The organism is Sphingomonas sanxanigenens DSM 19645 = NX02 (assembly GCF_000512205.2).
GTDB lineage: Bacteria > Pseudomonadota > Alphaproteobacteria > Sphingomonadales > Sphingomonadaceae > Sphingomonas_D > Sphingomonas_D sanxanigenens.
Window position 1 is genome coordinate 6,116,357 of the sequence record NZ_CP006644.1, and the last position, 17,744, is coordinate 6,134,100.

Annotated in this window: 26 protein-coding genes; 25 read left to right on the forward strand and 1 reads right to left on the reverse strand. The window is 65.5% G+C overall.

Going from position 1 to position 17,744, the window contains the following annotated elements:
- The first annotated feature begins 14 nt into the window (after window positions 1–14).
- The 25 genes from NX02_RS28145 to NX02_RS28255 all read left to right on the forward strand — a co-directional run bounded on the left by NX02_RS28145 (window position 15) and on the right by NX02_RS28255 (window position 17,328).
- Window positions 15–623, forward strand: a complete 609-nt coding sequence (locus NX02_RS28145) for a hypothetical protein (protein ID WP_025295503.1) — start codon at window positions 15–17, stop codon at window positions 621–623.
- Window positions 623–790 (forward strand): hypothetical protein, encoded by a 168-nt coding sequence (locus NX02_RS32880; RefSeq protein WP_158014204.1) that lies wholly within the window; start codon window positions 623–625, stop codon window positions 788–790. Before NX02_RS28145 ends, NX02_RS32880 begins: the two co-directional genes overlap by 1 nt.
- Window positions 787–1,503 (forward strand): hypothetical protein, encoded by a 717-nt coding sequence (locus tag NX02_RS28150; RefSeq protein ID WP_047099870.1) that lies wholly within the window; start codon window positions 787–789, stop codon window positions 1,501–1,503. The genes NX02_RS32880 and NX02_RS28150 overlap by 4 nt, the downstream gene beginning before the upstream one ends.
- A 192-nt stretch (window positions 1,504–1,695) precedes the next feature.
- A complete protein-coding gene (locus NX02_RS31860) occupies window positions 1,696–2,007 on the forward strand; it encodes an HNH endonuclease (protein WP_084718140.1) in 312 nt (103 codons plus the stop codon).
- A complete protein-coding gene (locus tag NX02_RS28155) occupies window positions 2,004–2,252 on the forward strand; it encodes a hypothetical protein (protein WP_025290923.1) in 249 nt (82 codons plus the stop codon). Before NX02_RS31860 ends, NX02_RS28155 begins: the two co-directional genes overlap by 4 nt.
- The gene (locus NX02_RS28160; RefSeq protein WP_025290924.1) at window positions 2,252–2,551 is read left to right on the forward strand and encodes a hypothetical protein; all 300 of its coding nucleotides are present in this window, start codon (window positions 2,252–2,254) and stop codon (window positions 2,549–2,551) included. The genes NX02_RS28155 and NX02_RS28160 overlap by 1 nt, the downstream gene beginning before the upstream one ends.
- Entirely contained in the window at window positions 2,548–2,745 is a 198-nt protein-coding gene (locus NX02_RS28165) for a hypothetical protein (RefSeq protein WP_025290925.1), read from the forward strand. Before NX02_RS28160 ends, NX02_RS28165 begins: the two co-directional genes overlap by 4 nt.
- Window positions 2,746–2,832: 87 nt before the next feature.
- Window positions 2,833–3,258 carry a hypothetical protein gene (locus tag NX02_RS28170; RefSeq protein ID WP_025295506.1) on the forward strand — a complete coding sequence of 142 codons (426 nt, stop codon included), beginning with the start codon at window positions 2,833–2,835 and terminating at the stop codon, window positions 3,256–3,258.
- Window positions 3,197–5,053: a terminase large subunit gene (locus NX02_RS28175; protein ID WP_025295507.1), complete on the forward strand. Its 1,857-nt coding sequence runs from the start codon at window positions 3,197–3,199 to the stop codon at window positions 5,051–5,053. The genes NX02_RS28170 and NX02_RS28175 overlap by 62 nt, the downstream gene beginning before the upstream one ends.
- Window positions 5,053–6,333 (forward strand): phage portal protein, encoded by a 1,281-nt coding sequence (locus tag NX02_RS28180; protein ID WP_025295508.1) that lies wholly within the window; start codon window positions 5,053–5,055, stop codon window positions 6,331–6,333. The genes NX02_RS28175 and NX02_RS28180 overlap by 1 nt, the downstream gene beginning before the upstream one ends.
- A 1-nt stretch (window position 6,334) precedes the next feature.
- Window positions 6,335–7,216, forward strand: coding sequence for a head maturation protease, ClpP-related (locus NX02_RS28185; protein ID WP_025295509.1), 882 nt, complete (start codon window positions 6,335–6,337; stop codon window positions 7,214–7,216).
- A gap of 11 nt (window positions 7,217–7,227) precedes the next feature.
- Window positions 7,228–8,481 (forward strand): phage major capsid protein, encoded by a 1,254-nt coding sequence (locus tag NX02_RS28190; RefSeq protein WP_025295510.1) that lies wholly within the window; start codon window positions 7,228–7,230, stop codon window positions 8,479–8,481.
- A 52-nt stretch (window positions 8,482–8,533) separates the two neighbouring features.
- Window positions 8,534–8,809, forward strand: a complete 276-nt coding sequence (locus tag NX02_RS28195; protein ID WP_025295511.1) for a hypothetical protein — start codon at window positions 8,534–8,536, stop codon at window positions 8,807–8,809.
- A gap of 5 nt (window positions 8,810–8,814) precedes the next feature.
- Complete coding sequence (locus tag NX02_RS31075; RefSeq protein WP_158014205.1) at window positions 8,815–9,402, forward strand: head-tail connector protein; 588 nt, start codon at window positions 8,815–8,817, stop codon at window positions 9,400–9,402.
- A 13-nt stretch (window positions 9,403–9,415) separates the two neighbouring features.
- Window positions 9,416–9,910 carry a hypothetical protein gene (locus NX02_RS28205; RefSeq protein ID WP_025295513.1) on the forward strand — a complete coding sequence of 165 codons (495 nt, stop codon included), beginning with the start codon at window positions 9,416–9,418 and terminating at the stop codon, window positions 9,908–9,910.
- 3 nt (window positions 9,911–9,913) lie between these two features.
- Window positions 9,914–10,279 carry a phage head completion protein gene (locus NX02_RS28210; protein ID WP_039996894.1) on the forward strand — a complete coding sequence of 122 codons (366 nt, stop codon included), beginning with the start codon at window positions 9,914–9,916 and terminating at the stop codon, window positions 10,277–10,279.
- A complete protein-coding gene (locus tag NX02_RS28215) occupies window positions 10,276–10,689 on the forward strand; it encodes an HK97 gp10 family phage protein (RefSeq protein ID WP_025295515.1) in 414 nt (137 codons plus the stop codon). Before NX02_RS28210 ends, NX02_RS28215 begins: the two co-directional genes overlap by 4 nt.
- Before the next feature lie 2 nt (window positions 10,690–10,691).
- On the forward strand, window positions 10,692–11,090 hold the full coding sequence (gene gp17, locus NX02_RS28220) for a tail completion protein gp17 (protein WP_025295516.1): 399 nt from the start codon (window positions 10,692–10,694) through the stop codon (window positions 11,088–11,090).
- 15 nt (window positions 11,091–11,105) lie between these two features.
- Complete coding sequence (locus NX02_RS28225) at window positions 11,106–11,537, forward strand: phage tail tube protein (protein WP_025295517.1); 432 nt, start codon at window positions 11,106–11,108, stop codon at window positions 11,535–11,537.
- Between the two features lie 2 nt (window positions 11,538–11,539).
- The gene (locus NX02_RS28230; protein WP_025295518.1) at window positions 11,540–11,905 is read left to right on the forward strand and encodes a hypothetical protein; all 366 of its coding nucleotides are present in this window, start codon (window positions 11,540–11,542) and stop codon (window positions 11,903–11,905) included.
- A 116-nt stretch (window positions 11,906–12,021) separates the two neighbouring features.
- Complete coding sequence (locus tag NX02_RS28235; RefSeq protein ID WP_158014206.1) at window positions 12,022–12,246, forward strand: hypothetical protein; 225 nt, start codon at window positions 12,022–12,024, stop codon at window positions 12,244–12,246.
- 15 nt (window positions 12,247–12,261) lie between these two features.
- The gene (locus tag NX02_RS28240) at window positions 12,262–15,795 is read left to right on the forward strand and encodes a phage tail tape measure protein (RefSeq protein ID WP_158014207.1); all 3,534 of its coding nucleotides are present in this window, start codon (window positions 12,262–12,264) and stop codon (window positions 15,793–15,795) included.
- Window positions 15,792–16,382 carry a hypothetical protein gene (locus NX02_RS28245; RefSeq protein ID WP_025295521.1) on the forward strand — a complete coding sequence of 197 codons (591 nt, stop codon included), beginning with the start codon at window positions 15,792–15,794 and terminating at the stop codon, window positions 16,380–16,382. Before NX02_RS28240 ends, NX02_RS28245 begins: the two co-directional genes overlap by 4 nt.
- Entirely contained in the window at window positions 16,382–16,933 is a 552-nt protein-coding gene (locus NX02_RS28250; RefSeq protein ID WP_025295522.1) for a hypothetical protein, read from the forward strand. Before NX02_RS28245 ends, NX02_RS28250 begins: the two co-directional genes overlap by 1 nt.
- Window positions 16,930–17,328 carry a DUF6950 family protein gene (locus NX02_RS28255; protein ID WP_025295523.1) on the forward strand — a complete coding sequence of 133 codons (399 nt, stop codon included), beginning with the start codon at window positions 16,930–16,932 and terminating at the stop codon, window positions 17,326–17,328. The genes NX02_RS28250 and NX02_RS28255 overlap by 4 nt, the downstream gene beginning before the upstream one ends.
- Here the strand turns inward: NX02_RS28255 and NX02_RS28260 are convergent.
- Window positions 17,325–17,624, reverse strand: a complete 300-nt coding sequence (locus tag NX02_RS28260) for a hypothetical protein (RefSeq protein ID WP_025295524.1) — start codon at window positions 17,622–17,624, stop codon at window positions 17,325–17,327. The genes NX02_RS28255 and NX02_RS28260 overlap by 4 nt on opposite strands.
- Window positions 17,625–17,744: the final 120 nt, after the last annotated feature.

Consider the following 17,744-nt stretch of genomic DNA (forward strand, 5'->3'; position numbering starts at 1 on the left):
TGGGACATAGGACAATGATCGACGAAGTTGCCACCATCGATGCACCGTCATCGGCTTTTGACATCACTGCCGGGATTTCGGACGGAGCGTTCAGCGATCTGAACCCGCATCAGCGGCGGATGATCATCATCCTTGCCTCCCGCGCGGCTGAGCGGGCGTATCGGCGTGGGTTCCAGCAGGGCGCACATATCGCGACGGAACGCCCGGCCAACCTCCCAACTGACCTTCACGCCTGGCGTTATGGCGCCTCAGCGGATCTCGCGCCTTGGGCTGACTGCCCGGCAGTGGAGCCATCGATCGAGCGTCTGTATTCCGAGAACAAGCGACTCTACCGGATCGGGCTGGCGGAAGAGTGCTCCCAGGCCAGTCGTGAGCAGGTTGGGCAAATCGCTGGCATTCTTCGGGCGTGCGCTCAGGCGCTGATTGATGCGCGCTTGAACGACCCGGACGATGAGAACGAAAATGGCGCCCTTGCAAGCGATCTCGTCGACGCCGTCGATACGGTGGAAGCCGCGTGTCCCAACTTGCTAACCGAGGTGCTGACTGGGCGCCGCCACGAGATGTCCGCTGGAGTGGTGCGTGAGATTTTGCGGGCCATCGAGGCTGCCTGGGCGGGATCGTGATGAGCGACGACGATCAAGCGGGGCGGGCGCCCCCGCACCGCATCCGGGAGATCGCTGACCGGCTTCGGCGCCTGCGCCCCGATTGGTCAAACCCCGAACGCTATTTCGAGAACCGCTCCGACCTGGAGCATGATTTGCGCCGCTTGGCGAAGGAGATTGACGAGTGACCAAGCACCGCGCCCGAGACGTGATCGATGTCCGCCGGCCCAGCACGGCGATCGAGACCATGGCGGCGATGAGCCGCCGTGCGCACGTCCAGCCTGTCGGACGGGCGAAGCCGATGAAGCCGACTGCGGAGCAGATGCGCCACGGCTCGTTTGAGGAAGTCGATATCGTCGACAAGAAGGCTGGCGGCGCGTCGATCACCATCGGGCACGCCTATCGGCGCCAGCCCCGGTTCACGTCGATTAGCGGGCTCGGCACGGGCCAGATCAAGGCGCTTACCTTTTACCGGCGCGTGTTCGACGAATCCGAGCAGTCCGAAACGAAATGTGCGCTGGACATCGGAACGGGTTCCGGTGTCGGCGGATCACATGTCGCGATTGCGCGGATGGAAAGCCTTGCCTTCTCGAACATCACGCTGCGGACCATCGAAGGGGAGATCGGCGCCAATCTGGACACGCTGCGGGCTGTGGCCCTGCATGATCAGACGTTCAGCGAGGTGGCCATGGCGCGATATGGCAGCCGTGATGTGCAGCGCATCACACTCGGCAAAGGCAAGGCCCCCCCGTCCGTGGTCAACACGCTGCAGCCCCGATCGGGCAAGCACCGGACGATGGTGCGGGAGCAGTTCATGGCGGCTCTCGCGCGGCTGGTCGAAGCCGTGGAGCCGTACCTGCAAACGCAGGCAAAGCGGAGCTTGCGCGGGGGCACGCGATGAGGCATAACGCAAACCGTTGAGATTGCGCCTCGGGCCGGAAGCGGTGCCGAGGCGTTTCTGTATCTGGTGTGGCTGGTCACTATCCGAGCGATCTGTGACCCGCATCTTATAATCGTTTTATGATAGAGCGGCGACCGGCGTCGCATCGGCGCATCACTGGTATCCACTACCAGTGACGGGAGCGGAGGCCATATGCCGACAAAGCCGCCCGCGCTCCGCCCCAAGCCCGCCCGCAAACAGTCAAACTGGAACCGCCGCGCATCGCGCCAGTCGCGCGGATATGGCCGCGAGCATGAGCGGATCCGCGCTGAGCTGCTGCGGGATGAGCCGCTCTGTCGTGAGTGCAGGAAGCACGGCCGCGTCACCGCCGCGGTGATCGCTGACCATGTCGTGCCGTTGGCGCAGGGCGGTTCGGGCGAGCGGTCGAACTACCAGCCGCTATGTCGGCCATGCTCGGACGCGAAGACAGCGCGCGAGGCTGCTGCAGGAAGGACGAAGCCATGACGTTCGATGAGGTGGCCGAGGCCGCTATGCTGGTGGGCACGTACAAGCAGCTTGCCGATGCACGGGCGCGGGTGAACGAGACCGTGATCCAGATTGCCGGCGCGCTGCCCGCGGTACAGGACGCGATCAATAACACCGTGTCGTCTCAGGTGCAGTCGCAAGTCACCGCGGCGCTGGATGCCAGCATTGCGAGCACGGTTGATCGCCTCACCGCGATGGGCATTGAACTGCCGGTCGCGATCTGATGTTGCTGATCGAGATTCCGCGGGCCGCATCGATCGAAGAGGACGATCCCCGCTTCACGCCCGCGATCGTAGAGATCGGCCCATGGCTGAACATTGTGCTTGATGGTGTCGTGCAGCGCTTTGTCATCGGCTATGACATCGATGCCGGCACAGTCGATCGCCTCGTCGTTGATGAGAATGACCACGTCACGCTCAATGCGGCGAAGGATGCGGCGTTGACCGAGACGATCGCTGGCGTGGTTGAGGTGAGCTGGATTGGCGATGTCCCCGCGGCCGGCGGCAAGGTAGTCATCTCATGATCGACATGGATGCACTGGCACGTGCCGCCGAAGGTGATCCGAACGCAAAGGTGACGGTGAGCAAGAAGTGGCTGGCCGAAGTCCATCGGCTGCTCCAGCAGCGGGCGCGCGATAGACGGATGGACAGCGTGCTTGAAAAGGTGTTCAGCTACGGGCGCGGCGCTACACCCCCGGGGGGCGGGGCAAAAGTCTAGGGCGGCTCGTCTCAGGACCGCGCGGGAACCTCTTTTTTCGCGCGTGCAGATTAAACTTTGGGTGCGAGATAAATTCGGAGGTCGCCGATGAAGCGAGGCCCCAAGGCTGAGCCACCGTCGGTCAAGCTGGCGCGCGGGACTTTCCAGCCGGTGCGCGATGGCGTGAAAACGGAGACGATCGTGGCGGGTGATCCGCCACTCATGCCCGAGTATCTTTCAGCCGAGGCGGAAGAGGTGTGGCAAGAGGAGATCGGCCGCGTGATGGCGGTCGGGGTCACCGAGATCGATAGCAGCCTGTTCGCGCGGTACTGCGCGCTTGAGGCGCTGATCCGCAAGGCATTCGCCAACCCGGAGGGCGATCCGCCTCCGGCCGCTTACCTGACCACGCAGCGCCAGATGGCCGAGCTGCTAGGCATCGCCGGCCGGAAGAGCCGCGTCGGAAAGGTGGCTGATGACCCGACGAAGCGCGGCGGCAACCCGTTCGCCCGAAACGGAAACCGAGCACGCGCGTGATTATGCCGCCATCGGCCTCGCCTATGCGAAGGCCGCGGCGGCAGACAAGAAGCAGGTTAAGCACTGCAAGTTCGTCCGCCAGGCGGCGCAACGGCATCTCGACGACCTGAAGCGGTCGAAGTCGGCGGCGTTCGCATTCTACTTCGACCCTTGGCACGCCAACGACGTCTGCGACTTCATCGAGAAGCTGCCCCACGTTGAGGGCAACTGGTGCACCTGCCCCGGAGCGAAGAAGGGCGAGCATCACGAGCGCTGCGGCCTGATCGACCTTGAGCCGGCGCAGATCTTCATCCTGACCACGGTGTTCGGCTGGCGGCGCAAGGAGGACGGCCTCCGCCGGTTCACCGACGTCTACATCGAGATGGCGCGCAAGGGCGCGAAGTCGACGCTGACGGCGGGCGTGGTTCTCTACTGCAGTTGCTGCGAGGACGAGCGGGGGCCGTTGGCGCTGATCGGCGCCACTACCGGCGCCCAGGCGCTCAAGGTGTTCAAACCGTGTCGCCTGATGGCGGCGCGGACGCCCGACCTGCTCGACGCTTTCGACGTGGACGTCTGGGCGCGCGCGATCACGATCAAGAGCAACGGCGGAGAGATCCAGACGATCAATTCGAAGGGCGCGACGCAGGACGGCCACAACCCGCACGTGGCGGTGCTGGACGAGCTGCACGCGCACAAGACGCGCGACCTGTTCGACGTCATCCATTCCGCCGACGGCTCGCGGCGCAACCCGCTCTATTGGAAGATCACGACCGCCGGTTTCTCTCTCGAAGGCGTCTGCTACGAGCAGCGGGGCTATGCGGCGAAGGTGCTCGAGCGTTCGATAAAGGCGGACCACTTCTTCGCGATCATCTTCACGCTCGACAAGGCGACGGATTTCACGCCCGAGCGGAAGGTGGGCGACGACCCTTACGACGAACGCAACTGGATCAAGGCCAATCCGCTGATGCCGGTGACGCCGAGCATCGCCGCGATGCGCCGCCTGGCGATCGCGGCAAAGGCGTCGCCGGGGTCGGAGGGAGAGTTCTTCACCAAGCGCCTCAACCAGTGGATGGGCGCGGCGTCGGCATGGTTGAACGTCTCGCAATGGATCGCATGCAGTGATCCGGAGCTGACGCTCGACGACTTCAAGGGGCTGGACTGCTACCTCGGAGGAGACCTTTCGAACGTCGATGACATCTCGGCGCTAGCGCTGTGCGCGCTCGACGCGACGGGCCGCCTGCTGGTCATGACGTGGTTCTATGTGCCCGAGGCGATGCTGACACGGGAATCGCCGCAGGACCGCGAGCGGCTGGCGCTCTATCGGCAATGGCGGGACAGCGGTCACCTGATCGTGACGCCCGGCGACTTCATCGACCACCGCGCGATTGAGGATCAGATCCGGCTCCTGGCCGACACGCTGTCGATCCGGCGCGCGACGTTCGACCAGTGGAACAGCGCCGTTGCGATGGCCGCACGGCTTAACGAGGATTTCGGCGACGGCGAGGACGCTTTCGCCGCGCTGCTGCCTAAGCGGGCCGCGAACGTCACCGATCCGTCGAAGGCGATCGAGGCGCGCACGAAGGCGGGTCCGCACCAGCTTCGGCACGACGGCAACCCGGTGATGACATGGATGGTCGGCAATGCGGTCGTCGACCGCCGCGTCGATGGTTCGATGTTGCCGAAGAAGGTCGCGGCCAACAGCGGCAACAAGATCGACGGGGTAGACGCCATGATCAACGGAATCGCCCCGATGATGCTGCCGCCGGAGGTGGAAGGCCCGTCGGTCTATGAAACCCGCGGTGTGCTGACCTTCTGATGGCCGGCATCATCGATCGCATTTCGACGTGGCTCGGCGGTGAGATCGCGGCTCCGGCCGCTGGCACGCCCCCTGCCGTGGCGCCCGGCGTACAGGCATATGCGACGCTCGACCTGAACGACCCCAACCTGCCGGACTTCCTGCGCGACGGGCTGGGCAACGCGGCGGGGCGCACCGTCACCGAGCGCAGCGCGCTCCGCAATGCGACGTTCTCGCGCGCCGTCACGCTGATCTCGTCGGCGGTGGGCATGCTGCCGCTCCACCTGTTCGAGCGCGAGGCGGACGGCGATCACCGGAAGGCGCGCGAGCATCCTGTGTTCGGGCTGCTGCATGCGAAGCCGAACAGCTACCAGACGCCCCTTGAGTTCAAGAGCTTCATGCAGGCGAAGGCACTGCTGCACGGCGATGGGTACGCCTACAAGGTCCGGTCGCGTGGGCGCATCCTTGCGCTGATCCCGATGGATCCGCGCCGTGTCGAGGTCACCCTGTCTGACGACTGGCGCAAGACGTTCAAATGGACGCGGCCAAGCGGTCAGCGGGTTACACTGTCGCAGGACGAGGTTTTCCACCTCCGCGCGCCGCTGTCGATGAACGGGCTCAACGGCGAGGGCTTGCTGAAGGTCGCGGCTGAAGCGCTTGGACTGGCCGAGGCCGCGGACAGTGCGGCGTCACGCCTGATGCGCCACGGCGCCTACGTCGGCGGCGTGCTGAAGCACCCCAAGAAGCTCAGCGCCGAGGCGATCCAAAACCTCGCCGATCAGTTCGAACGGCGGCACGCTGGCCCGGAGAATGCCGGTAAGTGGATCGTCGCCGAAGAAGGCATGGAGCCGGCGCCGTTCGGGATGAGCGGCAAGGACGCTCAGGGGCTGGAGCAGCGCAAGTATCAGGCGGAGGAGGTCTCCCGCTTCACCGGAGTGCCGCGCCCGCTGCTGATGTTCGATGAGACGAGCTGGGGCAGCGGCATCGAGCAGCTTGGCCTCTTCCTGGTCACCTACTGCCTGCTTCCGTGGTTCGTTGCCTGGGAAGAGGCGGTTGCTCGCGACCTGCTGGCAGATTCGGAGCGCGATGTCTTTTTCGCCAAGTTCAACGAGGGCGCCCTGTTGCGCGGCTCGCTGAAGGAACAGGCCGAGTTCCTGTCCAAGGCGCTCGGTGGGCCGGGCTCGGCTGGCTTCATGGTCCCCAACGAGGCCCGCGAGAAAATGAACATGAACAAGATCCCCGGCGGCGATGAGCCCGCCTGGGGCCAGACGGCGGCCACCCCGCCGGCCGATGGAGAGTAACATGGCCAACCGCTTCCCGGTGTTTGCGAAGGAGCGCCCCGGCGCCATGCCGCTGCCGGGCGACCGCACCGTGTCCGCGCTGACCAAGCCGAACGTGCTGGAGCGCTGGTCCGAGGACGGCGCCGGCGTTCGGTCGCTGGCGATCGACGACAACGTCATCACCATGTTCGACATCATCGGCGAGGATTTCTGGTCGGGCGGCGGCATCACGGCGAAGAAGATCGGCGCGCAGCTCCGGGCGATCGGCGCCAAGCCGATAGAGGTGCATCTGAACTCGCCGGGCGGCGACATGTTCGAGGGCATCGCCATCTACAATGTCCTGCGCGAGCATCCGCAGCCGATCACCGTGAAGATCATGGGCATGGCCGCGAGCGCCGCCTCCATCATCGCGATGGCCGGCGACACGATCGAGATCGGCGCCGCCAGCTTCATGATGATCCATAATTGCTGGGTCATGGCGGTCGGCAATCGGCACGACATGGCGGAGACGGCCGAATGGCTGGCGCCGTTCGACCAAGCGATGGTCGATGTCTACACCGCTCGCACCGGCGCCGAGGGCAAACAGGTCGCGCGCTGGATGGATGCCGAGACCTACATGTCGGGGACCGTTGCGATCGAGCGCGGCTTCGCTGATGCGCTGCTGCCGTCCGACCAGATCAAGGTCGACGAGAACGCCAAGGCGGCCGACCGCGAGATCAACGAAATTCGCGCGATGGAGCTGACGCTCGTCGCCGGGGGCATGCCGCGCAGCGATGCGCGCGCCCGCATCAAGAACCTCAAGGGCACGCCAGGCGCTGCCACTGAGCCTGACGGCACGCCGGGCGCTGCCGATACCGACCTGATGGGCGCGCTCGCCCGTCTGGCAGCATCCACCCGCTCATAGGGAGCACCAGAATGAAGCATTATTCGACCGCCGCGCTTCTTGCGGCCGGTGCCGTCGTCGCTGTGCCGCGTGCCGTGGCGGCCGCACCCCGCGCCGACGCCTCCAATCCCGCCGCGCTGATCGCCCAGATCCAGGCGGGCTGGGAAGAGTTCAAGGGCACCATCGAGGCGAACCTCGGCAAGAAGGCCGATGACGTCGTCGTCAACGACAAGCTCGACAAGATCAACGGTTCGCTGGTCGAGCTGGAGAAGGCGCTGGACGAGCAGGCCACCCTCATCGCCGCGAACCGCCTCGGCGGCGCGCCCGGCGACATGGAGCCGACCAACCCGGAATATGTGGCCGCCTTCAAGGCGCACATGCGCCGCGGCGATGTCTCGGCGGCCATGTCGGTCGGCACCGCGGCGGACGGCGGTTATCTCGCGCCGGTCGAGTGGGATCGCACCGTCACCAACAAGCTCAAGCTGCTGTCGCCGATCCGCGCCAATGCGCAGGTCATCTCGATCAGCGGCAACGGCTTCTCGCGCGTCTACAACGACGGCGTGATCGGCTCCGGCTGGGTCGGGGAAACGGCGGCGCGGCCGGCGACCGCCACCCCGGGCCTGACCTCGCTGACGTTCAACACGGGCGAGCTTTACGCCAACCCGGCGATCACCCAGACCGCGCTCGACGACGTGGCGATCGACCTCGAGCAGTGGCTCTCGGACGAGGTCGACGGCGAGTTCTCCATTCAGGAGAACATCGCGTTCCTGTCGGGCAACGGCGTCAACAAGCCCGACGGCATCCTGACCTACGTCACCGGTGCGGCGAATGCGGCGAAGCACCCCTTCGGCGCGATCCAGCTCACCACTGCGGCTGCTGCGGCGGCGATCACGACCGACGAGATCATCGACCTCGTCTATTCGCTCCCGAGCGAGCGCAACGGCATGGCGAAGTTCTATCTGAACCGCTCGTCCCTCGGCCGCCTGCGTAAGCTCAAGGATGGGCAAGGAAATTATATCTGGCAGCCGACTTACGTTGCCGGCGAACCTTCCACCCTGGCCGGCTATCCGGTGATCGAGGTGCCGGGCATGCCGAACGTCGCGACCGGCTTGGTGCCGATCCTGTTCGGCGACATGGCCGCGACCTACCTGGTCATCGACCGCATCGGCATTCGCGTGCTGCGCGATCCCTTCACCAACAAGCCGTTCGTCCACTTCTACACCACGAAGCGGGTCGGCGGAGGCGTGCAGAACCCCGAGTACATGCGCGCCCTCAAGATGGCGTGATTGGCCACGGCGCCGCGTCGTGCGGCGCCGTCCCTTCCACAGGAGAAGAACCATGACGAAGACCGTCGACACCAGCGGCGTGAAGCTGTCTGACGTGCCGGGCAAGCCCGACACCGCCGGCATGGCGCCCGACAAGCTCAAGCCGGCCACCGAGGTCGCCGCTTCGGGCGCGCTCATCGAGCCGACCATCGTCGAGCGCATCGACACCAAGCACCCGGCCGTCGACGACGAGCCCCGCAAGGGCGCGCCGAAGGTCAGCAATCAGATCGATTTCAACGATCCGACGCTGACGCCGGAAGAGGCCGTCGAGCAGAACCTGAAGGGCTGACGCTCGTGCGGACGTTCGTCGTCACTCCTCCCGCGCCCGTCGTGACGTGGGAGGAGGCAGCCCAGCACTTGCGGCTTGAGGCCGACGACGAAGAACAGAAGCCGCTCGTCGAGGCGATGATCGCAGCAGCCTCGGCGCACATCGATGGGCCCGACGGCTGGCTCGGCCGCGCAATCGGCGTGCAGACGCTTGAAGCGCGCGGCGACGTCTTCCGAGACTGCATGTCCCTGCGGTACCCGCCGATCATCGACATCGTCAGCGTGAAGTATCTCGACGCCGCGGCGGCTGAGGTCACAATCCTGCCGACCGAGTATGAGGTGCGCGGCAGTCTGATCGGGTGCGCTTTCGGGAGGCGCTGGCCGTCCGTGCTGGCGCAACCCGAGTCCGTTCGCATCCGCTACCGCGCCGGCTTCGTCACCAACCCGACCGCCGATCCGCTGGTGCCCGCGCTGCCGGCGCCGATCCGCGCCGCCATCCTGCTGATGGTCGGAGACCTTTATCGCAATCGTGAGACGGTGAGCGCCCAGGCAGTGGCGATCCCGATGAGCACGACCGTCGAGAATCTGCTCGCGCCCTTCCGGCGCTTCTACTGACCGGAGATCCCCGATGCTGAACGCACGCGTCATTACCTCGCTCGTCGCCTCGCTGGCGGGCGTCAGCGACCTTGCCTCGCCGCAGGCGAAACTCGAACCCCGCTATGCGCGGACGTGGGAAGACGGCGCCGGCGCTGGTCAGGCATCGATCATCTGGGCAGATCAGCGCACCGTCGGCGCCAATGCCACGGACAGCATCGACCTGGCTGGCGCCCTATCGGGTCTGCTTGGCGGCGTCGTGGCTTTCGCCCGGATCAAGGAAATCCTGATCGTGCCGGCGGATGCCAACGTCACCAGCCTGCAGGTGGGTGAGGCGGTGGCCAATGCCTTCGTTGGCCCGTTCCAGGCGCTGGCCGTGGGCGTGACGATCGCGCCCGGTGGGCTGTTCCATGTCCGCAACCCGTCCGCGACTGGCTGGCCGGTAACGGCCGGCACCGCCTACATCCTCGCCATCGAGAACCTCGGCGCCACGCCGGCGGTCTATGACATCTACCTGATCGGCGCCTGATCCGTGCGCATCGCGGCGGGCGAGCTCGATCGCCGCATCACGATCCTGCGCGCCGAGTCCTATGACGATGGCACCGCCACCGTGCAGGGAGACCCCCGGCCGGTGGGCAAGCGCTGGGCGAAGAAGGTCGATGTCAGCGACGGCGAGCGGATGCGCGCCGAGCAGCTCGGGCAGGAGCTGACAACGCGCTTTCTCGTTCGCGTGGACAGCCTCACGCGGACGATCACTGGCAAGGATCAGATCCAGTTCCGCGCGCTCGGCGGCTCCACCCTCGTGTTTGAGGTGATCGGCACGAAGGACAGCCTTGAGCGCGAGGACGGCATCGAGATCACCGCGGTCGCGCGGCCGGATACGGGAGCATCGGCATGAAGGTGAAGATGCGCGTCCAGGTCGATGAGAGCATCGCCCGGCGTCTCCGCTCAATGCGCGGGGCGCTCAACAAGCGGGCCATGATGAAGATCATGCGCCCGCACCTTGAGCCGCTGGCGCAGGACATGAAGGCGCGGGTTCGGCGCCGCACTGGCGAGTTGTACGATAGCATCGGGGTGGGCACGCGCCTCAACCCTGCCCAGCAGGCGGCTCATGTTCCGATCGCGCGGGTCGAGATGTTCGTCGGTGCGGGGCCGTTGCCGCAGGCCATTCAGGAAGAATGGGGCAACTTCCACCAGCAGGCGCACCCCTTCGTTGCACCGGCCTTCGACGCCGGCGCACAGCGCGCTGTCGATGGCATCGCCATGGATGGCCTCGTGCGGCTCGAGCAGCTCGCGCGCAAGGGCTGACCATGGAAGAGCGGATCCGCGAGCGCCTGCTCGACAGCGCGGACCTGCGCGCGCTTGTCGGATCGCAGGTCGATTGGAACGCGCGGCCCCAGGGTGACGCGCTGAAAGCCTTCTCGGCGATCACATTGCAGGTCGTGAGCGACATCCCCGGGAGGGTCTACAGCCGCGCTTCGGACGGCTGGCGCACCGCCCGCGTGATGATTGAATGTTGGGGATCGACCCACAAGCGCAGCCGCGATGTCGCCATGTTGGTCGACCGGCTGCTGAACGGATACCGGGCGGGCCTGCCCGGCAACAAGGTTCGCGTCTTCACGGACGCGCGCACCGGGGACACGGACGAAGTGGCGGGCACCACCGTCCACCGCCAGATCCTCACCATCTTCGTCCACTACCAGCCCTAAGAGGAGGTTCCCGCCATGGCGGAGACTGTTGCCGAGACCGATATCGGTTTCCTGACCAAGCTGAAGAAGCTTGTTTCGCCCGGCGTCTATGTCGAGTTCGCCGAGATTAACGACATGACGCTGCCCGAGATGGCGCGCGATTCCGTCGAGTTCACCCACTACTCGAGCCCCGACGGCTATCGCGAGTATAAGCCGGGCCTCACCGATCCGGGCGAAGGCGAGTTCGTCTACAACCTGGTGCCGGGCAAGGAAGATGACGCGATCGTGCTCACGCATATCGCGGCGCGCCTCGTGGAGGGCTGGCGGATCGAGTATCCCGACGGCGCCACCTTCGACTTCCGCGGCTTCGTCACCAGCCACCAGCACGCGACGCCGCTGGAAGATCGCATGACCGGCGCCATGACGATCAAGATCAGCGGCAAGCCCGTCTTCGTGCCGGCGGCCTGATCATGCCGGTGCAACTGAAAGGCGAGGTCGCCGTCAATGCCGGCGGCGACCAGTTCACGCTGTTGCTCGATTTCAACGCGCTCTGCGCGGTGGAGACCGAGCTGGGCATCGACATGATGGAGATCGGCGAGAACATGCGTTCGCTGCCGACCATCCGCTCCCTGTTCCGGATCGCGCTGGAAGCGCGGCACGGCAAGATGACCGACCTTGAGGCCGGCAACATCATCCAGAAGATCGGGGTTGTGTCCGCCTCCGAACTGCTCGGTAAGGCGGTCGAAGCATCGTTTCCTGATGCCGCGGACGCGGGGGGAAACGTACGCGCGCCGGCGCCGCAAGCGACCGGCCGTGGAACGCGCAAGAAGCGCTGATTTCCTACGTGGAGTGTGGGGGGCGTCAGGTTGATTTCTGGAACCTGACCCCTCGGCTTCTCACCATTGAAATCGAGGCTTTGTGCCGCGCGGCGCAGCGCGAGGCGGAGCGGGATGTGACGCACGCCTGGCTCGTCGCCAAGCTGCAGCGTGCGGAGAAAATCCCCAACAACCCGAAGAAGCTGATGAAGCCGCGACCGGTCAACCGATCCGGCCGAAAGAAGAGCTGGCAGGAGATGCGGCAGGCGGCCGAGCGCTACTGCCGAACCTTCGGTGTCGTCGAAAAGCCGGGCACCGCAGCAATCGTCAAACAGCCGATCCACCCCGAAGCGAAAGGATAGCCGATGCCAAACGCTGTGCTCGGCGCTGCACGCGTCGTCTTCGGGGCGGACTCGACCGAGTTCGACCGGACGACAGCCCGCGTCCAGAACGTCATGGATGCGATCGTGGAGAAATTCCGCGAGGTGGAGCGCAAGATCACGGCTATCGGCGTCGGCCTGACCGCCGGCGTGACCTTGCCCTTCGTCGCGTCGGTGCGCTCGCTCGACAAGGCGGCCGGCGACTTCCAGAAGAAAATGAAGCTGGTCGAGGCGGCGCTGCCTAACGCCGCGCCGAAGACGATCAAGGCGCTGTCCGATGCGGCGCGCGAGCTTGGGCCCGCCATGGGCAAGAGCGCGGACGAAGCGGCAGAGGGCATTGACAGCCTGGCACGCGCCGGCCTGTCCGCCGAGCAGATCCTCGGGGGCGGGTTGAAGTCGACCCTGCAGTTGGCGGCGGCAGGGCAGACCGACGTCGGCAACGCTGCGGCTACCGCCACTGACATCATGGGTCAGTTCGGCATCACGGCGGAGCAGTTGCCTGCGGCGGTGACCAATGTTGTCGGCGCGCTCGACGCCTCGAAGTATGCCTTTGACGATTTTGCCGGCGCACTCGCCCAGGGCGGCGGCGTCGCCGCGTCCGCGGGCATCGGCTTTACCGACTTCTCAACTGCGATTGCCGCGGCAGCGGCCCAGTTTTCGAGCGGTTCCGACGCGGGCACCAGCTTCAAAACCTATATCCAGTCGCTTGTGCCAGCCTCGAAAGAAGCTGCGCAAGAGATGGAGCGGCTGGGGCTCGACTTCTTCGACACCAATAACAAGATGCTGCCGCTCTCCGAACAAGCGCAGATGTTGCGGGATCGACTGCGCGACCTCAACGACGCAGATAAGAGCGGGGGGCTGAAGAAGATCTTCGGCTCCGACGCCACGCGCTTCGCCATTGCCCTGATGGAGCAGGGCGCGGCCGGGTTCGAGCGACTGCGCGACGCTGTGCTCGGTGGCGACGTGGCGGCCAAGGTTCAGAAGTCTCTGGAGGGCTCGGCCGCCGCCAGCGTGCGCATCGAGAATGCGTGGAAGGCGATCAAGCTGAAATTCGGGCTGGATACCGGCTTTCTGGACGTGGTGACGCGCATCAAGAACCTGTTCGCGGGACTGCTGGAATCCATCTCTCGCATTCCGACGCCCGTCGCGAAGGCCGCGCTGGTATTCGGCGCCTTCGCCGCGACGCTCGGCCCGCTCTTTCTCGTGCTGAAGGGCGTCGTGATGCTGCTTGCTGCCCGGGTGGCAAGTGCGTTCGGCGTGATCGGCCAGATCATCGCGTTCATCATTTCGCCGCTGACAACGCTGTTCAACCTGTTCGTGCAATTTGCGTCGGCGCAGGGCATCCTCTTCGTGCTGCGAATGGCGGGCACATATGTGCTGCGACTGCTTGGCCCGGTTGGGCTCGCAATCTCGGCGTTCCTGGCCTTCAAGGATTACATTTTCCCGGTGATCGCGGCGTTCGGCCAACAGATGGCCGACACTTTCGGGCCGCGGCTTACCGCGCTGTGGGCGAAGGTCTCGGCGCTGTTCACCTCAGTGCAGAACGGCCCGATCGGCGCTGCCATCGAGTGGATCATCGGGGTGATCCCGGTGGTGGTCGACATCATCGGCACGGTGCTTGCCGGGGCGTTCAACATCGCCGGCCAGGTCATCATGCGGGTGTTCGATGCCGTCCTCACCACGATCGAGGGCTTCGTCGACATCGTGCAGGACGTGGTGGACGTCGTCAGCGCGCTGATGAAGGGCGATTTCAGCGGAGCGTTCGAAGCCGCCGGGCAGATCGTGGTCGACGTGGTCGACACGATCATCGGGGTGTTTGCAGCGCTGCATCCCGAAATCGGCGCTTCCGTCCGCGCGGCCTATGAAAGCGTGAAGGAGTGGCTGGGCCAGCGCCTGATGGTCGTCAGCAACTATGTGAGCGCGCTAGTCGAATGGCTCGTCGAGAGCGTTACGACCGCGTTCCCGGGCATCATCGATGCTGCCAAATCCGTCTACGAGGGCATCAAGGGCTGGTTGGTGACCGCGTTCAAGCCGGTCATGGACTGGGTCGGCCAGGCGGCGGATTTCATCGTTGAGAAGTGGCTGGCGGTAAAGAAGGCGCTGGGCCTCGGCGGCGGTGGCGGTGCGCCGAAGATTGAAGGTCCGAAGGAGCCGTCGTGGCTCGATAAGATGAAGGCGATGCTCGGTGGCAAGGGCGGTGGTACGCGCTCGGCACCGGCGCTAGCGGACAAGAAGAAGGGCGGAGGTGGCGGCGGCAAGTCGGGTCCGACGGCTGAGGAGCTGGCCGCCAAGCGCGAAGAGCTGAAGCTTGAGACCCAGTTGGAATTGGCGCGGGAGCGCGGCGACCATGCGAGCGTGCAGCGTCTGCAGGATCAGCTGGACCTGCGGCGCCAGATCGACGCCTATGTCGATGCCGGGCTGACCAAGGCTGAGGCGACGAAGGCGGCAGAGGCAGACCTCGCGGCCATTCAGGCGGCACGGCGCGACAACGCGGCCCGCGAGATCGCCGACGAACAGCGCATGGTCGACCTCGAAGCCGCGCGCATCACCGGCAATGAGCGCCTCGCCGAGACGATTCAGCGCGAGGCCGACCTGAAGGATCGCATCGAGTTCTTCGAGCGCCAGCTGCTCGGCATCACCGACGCCCGGCTGCGCAAAGAGGAAGCGATCCGGATGGCGAAGGAGGCGCAGGCGAAGATCGACGCTGCTGTCGCCGAGCAGCGCGCCACCTGGTTGCGCGAGGATCAGATGAAGCGCGATCTGGAGCTGGCGCGGCTGCGCGGTGCGACCGACGAGGAAATCCGGCAGCGCGAGCGGGTGCTGGCGATTGAGGAGCGCATCCGCGAACTGAAGTCCAACACCACCATGACCGACGCGGAGGCCCGTGCCCAGGCGACCGCCGAAGCGATGGAGAGCGAGCAGGCGCGGGTGCAGGGCTCTTTCCGCGACGCGTTCAAGGGCGGGATCTACGCCGCGATGGATGGCAACTTCGGTAGCTACATCAAGAACCTGTGGAAGGAGAATGTCCGCAAGGGGATGGAGCAGGCGCTGAACAACCTCGCGGATATGATCTTCAATCTGTTCAGCAATGTGAAGATCGGCGGCGCTGGCGGGTCGGGCGGTGGCGGCATCCTCGGCGCACTTGGCGGGCTGGTGACCAGCGTGGGCAAGGTGTTCGGGTTCGGGGGCCCTGACGTTCAGACGGGCACGCCGCCAATCGCCGGCCATGAGGCGGTGCATGCCGGCGCGTTCAAGACAGGCGGCACGATCCGAGTCGGCGGCATGAGCGGCATTGATCGCAACCTGATCGCGCTGCGCGCCAGCAAGGGTGAAGAGATCAGCGTGCGCCGAGCGGGCAGGGACATGGGCCCCATGTCGCGTGTGATCATCGAGCCGACGCCATATTTCGATGCCGTGGTCGACGGCCGCGCCGCTGGTGTCGCGGCGCCGCTGTCGATGCGCGCGGCGAATGCGGGCTCGACGGGCGCGCAGGTCGCCATGACCCGGCAGCGGGCGCGGCAGATCCCATGATCGATCTGCCGACCGATGTCTCACCGCTGGCGACCCCGCGCTATCTCGACTTCGGTGGCTTCCTCGAGCCGCCGACGGGCGCCGAGGTGCAGCGCCTCAACCGCCTGGGCAACCGTTTCGCAGTCGCCTTCAAGCTGCCGCCCCTCGGGTCTGACCGAGAGGGGCGCGTGTGGGTAAGCCGCCTGCTGCGCGGGATCGGCGAGGGCGCGCGGATCCCGTATCCGCTGGTCGACTATCAGCCCGGCACGCCCGGCGAGGTGGTGGTGAATGGCAACGGGCAGGCCGGGCGGCTGCTGAACGTCCGCGGGGCGACGCCCCGATACGCGTTCAAGGAAGGTGCTCCGTTTTCCATCGAGATGGCCGGCCAGCATTTCCTCCACTTCGTTGACGACCAGGTGATCGCCGACGCGGCGGGCAATGCGCAGATCCAGTTCAGCCCGATGCTGCGCAAGCAGCCGGCGGACGGCGATAAGGTCCACGTCGCCCGGCCGATGATCGAGGGCTTCGTGATGGGGAGCGAGCTGGCTTGGAATATCGCGCTTGATCGCAACATCTCGATCGAGTTCGAAATTCACGAGCGACGCTGATGTTTTCCTCGCCGTTCCTTTTGCTCACCGGCCTGATGGAGATCGCGCTGCCGGGCGGCCGGTTCATCAGGCTGTGCGATGGCGGATTCGTCGTCTGGGACGGCAATCGGTTCGAATGCATCGATCCCGACTTCGGGACGATCGAGGCGGCCGAGACGTTCGAAGAGAAGATCGGCGATGAGGCGCCTGGCGGGAAGATCACGATGCTGCCTGCGTCGACGGCCGCCGCGGTGGATCTGTCGAAGCCGGAATATCAGGGTGCGCGGATGCGCTTCTGGATCGCCGAGGTGAACCCGATGACGGGTACCATTGTCGGCGTCCCCGAGCAGACCGCCGACCTCGCGATCGACACGACGACGCTCAAGGTTCCGAAGGGTGGGCGCAAGCTGGATATCGAGTTCGTGTCGTCCGCCGAGCGTCTGTTCATGATCTACAAGGGTAACGCGTTGAACGACCGGTTTCACCAGGCCTGCTATCCGGGGGAGTTGGGCATGACGAACGCCACCGGGGTGCCTCGATCGACCGCCTGGGGCGTAGAGGCGGCGACGTGAACGATCTGCTGCGCCGGCAGGCGGCAACAGAAGCCACGCTTGCCCGGTTCCGGGATAAGCCACTGGTGTTCGGCCGCACAGATTGCGTCGCCATCGCTCGCTGGCATCTCGTGCAACTTGGCTATTTGCCGCCACCGCTGCCGAAGTACCGCACTGCGATCGGGGCGGCGCGCGCTGCGTCCAAGGTCGGTGGGATGGAGGCAATGCTCGACGCGCTGCTCGAGCGCATCACTCCGGCGGCGGCTCTGCTAGGCGATCTGGCGATGCTTGAGGGTGATAAGGGGTTGCCGGCGATCGTGATATGCGCCGGCGGAAAAATGATGGGTTGGCACGAGGACAGCGACCGGTTGGTCGCTATGACTCCGCTGGCAATCAAAGGAGCGTGGCGGGTCTAAGACAGGCAGGCGCCGAGTTCGTCCTGCAGCTTTTTGTTATCATCACCCTTGCCGGCAAAGACCGTCACGTCGCGACTGGCGCCCGTGTCCTCAACATCGATTGTCACCGCATTCACAGTGTCGCTGTAGACTTGGTAGGTCAGCGAGATCGATTTTCCTTTGTCGCGCGGAACGACGCTCGTCGTCCCCGAACGACGCGTCCACTGCTCGGCGACGCACGACACGATCTCATCGACCTGCTTCGAAGACGTAAAACGGTGCCGCGGCCCTTTATCGCGGAGATCCGCCGACGTCACGGCGCACCCGCTCAGTGAAAGTAGAACGAGAGAGGGGGCAAATCTCATGGCAAGCGCTCCAGCAAGGTTGGTTAGTGTCTAAGACCCTGCGAACCGTTGCGCTAGTCGCCGGTGTTGTTG